Genomic DNA, 2,903 nt, shown 5'->3' on the forward strand with positions numbered 1-2,903 from the left:
GTGATTCATCATTCCGACAGAGGTGTGCAATATCTTTCCATTCGCTATACCAATCGTTTAGAAGCAGCAAATTTACGAGCATCAGTCGGTACGACTGGTGATTCATACGATAATGCTTTGGCTGAAACGGTGAATGGCTTATACAAAACAGAGGTGATTGAATATCTAAAAGCAGATTGGCAAGGTTTAGCAGATGTACAACTTGCGACACTAAATTGGGTAGATTGGTTCAATAAAGAGCGTGTACATAGTGCACTAGGTTATGTATCACCTTTTGATTTTGAAGCAATGTACTATGATAAGATTAATCCGTTAGGTCAGGTGGCCTAACTTAAATAAAAAAGTCTCTGACAAACCCGGTACGGTTCACTTTTCAAAGCAGCATAAATTTCGTATCTTTAATCTTGAGAAAGTTTAGTATAACTCTGCTAGTCTAGAGCCTTCTTTATTGTGTGCTTTCCAATTGCGAGTTGAAAAAGTCTAATGATTCTACGGATACACCTAACTTTTTTCAACTAACTACAAATGTGTCGCACTTATGATTTGAGTTTGCGATGGATAAAATCCACCATTATTTGTGTGGGCGGTCGAGCTCCGCCTGGGCGAAAAAAGCGGCTGCTTTACGTAGAATCTCATTGGCGCGTTGCAGTTCTTTATTTTCGCGTTCGAGTTGTTTGATACGTTCTTGGTCTGAAAGCTGCTGTACTTTAACTGGATTTTGTTTATCTAAATATTTTTGATACCAAACACGAAGTGTTTCAGGAGTACAACCAATCTTAGGCGCAATTGCTGTGATCGCAGCCCAATTCGATGGATAATCTTTTTCGGATTCAATCAATAATTGAACCGCTCTTTCTCTGATTTCAGGGGTATATTTTACTTTTTTCATCGGGACATTCTCTCAGAAAGCTTGGTCTCCGACAAACCCGGTACGGTTCATTTTTTATTCTTATATTCTATTCTTTTTAGGAAAGAATTTTTGTTGTTATAAACTAATTTGTATAAAATTTAATAGAATTTTAACTTATAAACTATTAATCTACTAACCACAAAAAGATTTTTAATTTAAATGCATAAAGGGGAAAACCTTGAATTTTTTTTCTAAAAAACCATTATTACTAACTTCAGCTTTTTTTTGTGGCTTTTTATTAATATCCCCAATCGCATCAGCAGCTGGAAAAACAGCAAAATGTCAAATTGATGAAAATGGTAAAACTATTTACAAAGGCAAATGTACATTCACTCCACAAGGTAATGGTTCTTTTTATTTATCTGGTACTAGCTTATCAAAAAGTATTGGTCTTGAAGGATTAATGGTTTGGATGGAGGAAAAAAATGTCGCTGTTGTACAGGGACCTAAGTTCCGAGGTGGAGCTGAAACTTGGGGGCAAGCAGTACGTTCTACAACGCAAAAAGCTTGTTGGGTCGGTGAAGGTAACAGCTTTAAAGTATGTGCATGGTGAAAATTATGAGAAATTTTTTAACTGTTGCTATTTTATTTAGTGTGTCAACGTTAACGTTTGCGGAAACCTGTACTATTACCAATAAGAAATTAGGTAAGACAGATGTCGTTAAATGTGTTTCGTATCAAAATGATGATTATGGTTCAATATCTCTTCATGGATTAAATGATAAAAAGATTTTAAAAGATGTTCAGTCTTTTGAAATAAATGTGGATGACAATTTTAAAAAAACTCTTCGTTTGATTAAACCAAGTGATGATTTTGTGGAGCTAGGTAAAATCAAAGAAGAGAAGGGGTGTTATAACACCCCTTCTTATCGCATCTGTTTAAAATGATTCATAAGGGAGGCTTAGGCCTCCTTTCTTAGTCTTCCTGACTTTGGACTGCTCCTATTATTCTAAATATGAGATGGTAATCCCCCTAAAAAATAATAAATCTATAAGCCATATAGGCGTTTGTATGTGAATTTGGATAACTCGGATGAATTTGGCACATTCATTTTTATGTTATCGGCAGTGTAAAAATGACCCCCTAACAGCATTCGGGCTTTGGCAGTTTGATTGAGCTATTGCCATGCTGCTTCTCGAATGGTCTACTTTTATATCTACCGTTACAACTAACATTGTGAGCTAAGAGTACAACCCAGAGCTATCGTCAGCCTGTGTATTACGTGGATTGAATATAGATCCATGCTCATGGATTAAGTCCCCACTTGTTTTTAAGTGAGAACCAAATTAAGGCTTATAGGATAGCTTGGTAAGATGAGTTCACCGGATGCTTACTTTCTAAGTAAGTGCAATAATTATATTTTTATATGTTTGTTAATATATGATAAATTTTATTTATTAGTTCCTTTTACATACATTCTTTTGGATTGATTTTGCTGTATGTTGTCTTGCCATTTTTAGCAGTAATATAAACATCACAGCCTTTATAGATACGAGGAATGTCTGGATCACCGTATAGCAGTGTAACTTTGTAAACAACTAAATTATCTTTAAATACTATATCTTCCAAGCTATCATATCCAACAATTGAGTAGGTTTCATCATCTACAGGATCATAATAGGTCTGGTAAATTTCAAATACAGTATCTATAGATGAATCTGTCGCTGCTGCAAATGTTGCTTCCATTGCTTCTTGCTGAGCATCTGCCAATACAACAGGTGTAATCATTATCAAGCAAAGTGATAGTAATAGTTTCTTCATTCGAACGTAAGCGTCCGCTGAATCCCATACCAATTTTAATTCGATTTAGGTTTCCAGCAGTGTGGCAGTAACTCTTCAATCTGGGTCACTTTATGTGTCGGCAGCCTTTTCAGCACATCACTTAAATAGGCATACGGATCCAAGCCATTCAGCTTTGCTGACTGGATTAACGTCATGATGTTTGCCGCTCGCTGACCACTGCGCAGCGAACCTGCAAACAGCCAGTTCTTG

At 36.1% G+C, this 2,903-nt stretch carries 5 protein-coding genes and 2 pseudogenes; 4 read left to right on the forward strand and 3 right to left on the reverse strand.

The window, feature by feature from the left end; genetic code table 11:
* Nucleotides 1-330: integrase core domain-containing protein (locus FTU35_RS13170; protein ID WP_180064802.1), on the forward strand; the 330-nt coding region annotated here is incomplete at its 5' end.
* 224 nt (nt 331-554) lie between these two features.
* On the opposite strand, the pseudogene FTU35_RS13175 reads toward FTU35_RS13170, so the two are convergent.
* A pseudogene (locus tag FTU35_RS13175) lies at nt 555-889 on the reverse strand (transposase); the annotation flags it as partial.
* Between the two features lie 199 nt (nt 890-1,088).
* Here FTU35_RS13175 and FTU35_RS13180 point away from each other — a divergent pair.
* The 3 genes and pseudogenes from FTU35_RS13180 to FTU35_RS13415 form a co-directional block, all read left to right on the forward strand.
* Nucleotides 1,089-1,463 carry a hypothetical protein gene (locus FTU35_RS13180; protein ID WP_218949449.1) on the forward strand — a complete coding sequence of 125 codons (375 nt, stop codon included), beginning with the start codon at nt 1,089-1,091 and terminating at the stop codon, nt 1,461-1,463.
* Between the two features lie 5 nt (nt 1,464-1,468).
* Nucleotides 1,469-1,798 (forward strand): hypothetical protein, encoded by a 330-nt coding sequence (locus FTU35_RS13185; RefSeq protein ID WP_180064803.1) that lies wholly within the window; start codon nt 1,469-1,471, stop codon nt 1,796-1,798.
* A gap of 105 nt (nt 1,799-1,903) precedes the next feature.
* Nucleotides 1,904-2,088: pseudogene (locus FTU35_RS13415) on the forward strand (hydrolase or metal-binding protein); the annotation flags it as partial.
* A 230-nt stretch (nt 2,089-2,318) separates the two neighbouring features.
* Here the strand turns inward: FTU35_RS13415 and FTU35_RS13190 are convergent.
* Together FTU35_RS13190 and FTU35_RS13195 are read right to left on the reverse strand one after the other, a co-directional pair.
* Nucleotides 2,319-2,639, reverse strand: coding sequence for a hypothetical protein (locus tag FTU35_RS13190; RefSeq protein WP_180064804.1), 321 nt, complete (start codon nt 2,637-2,639; stop codon nt 2,319-2,321).
* A gap of 68 nt (nt 2,640-2,707) precedes the next feature.
* On the reverse strand, nt 2,708-2,903 hold a 196-nt coding region (locus FTU35_RS13195), incomplete at its 5' end, for a transposase domain-containing protein (protein WP_031971408.1).

It is taken from the genome of Acinetobacter sp. YH12095, assembly GCF_013419245.1.
Taxonomy (GTDB): Bacteria; Pseudomonadota; Gammaproteobacteria; order Pseudomonadales; family Moraxellaceae; genus Acinetobacter; species Acinetobacter towneri.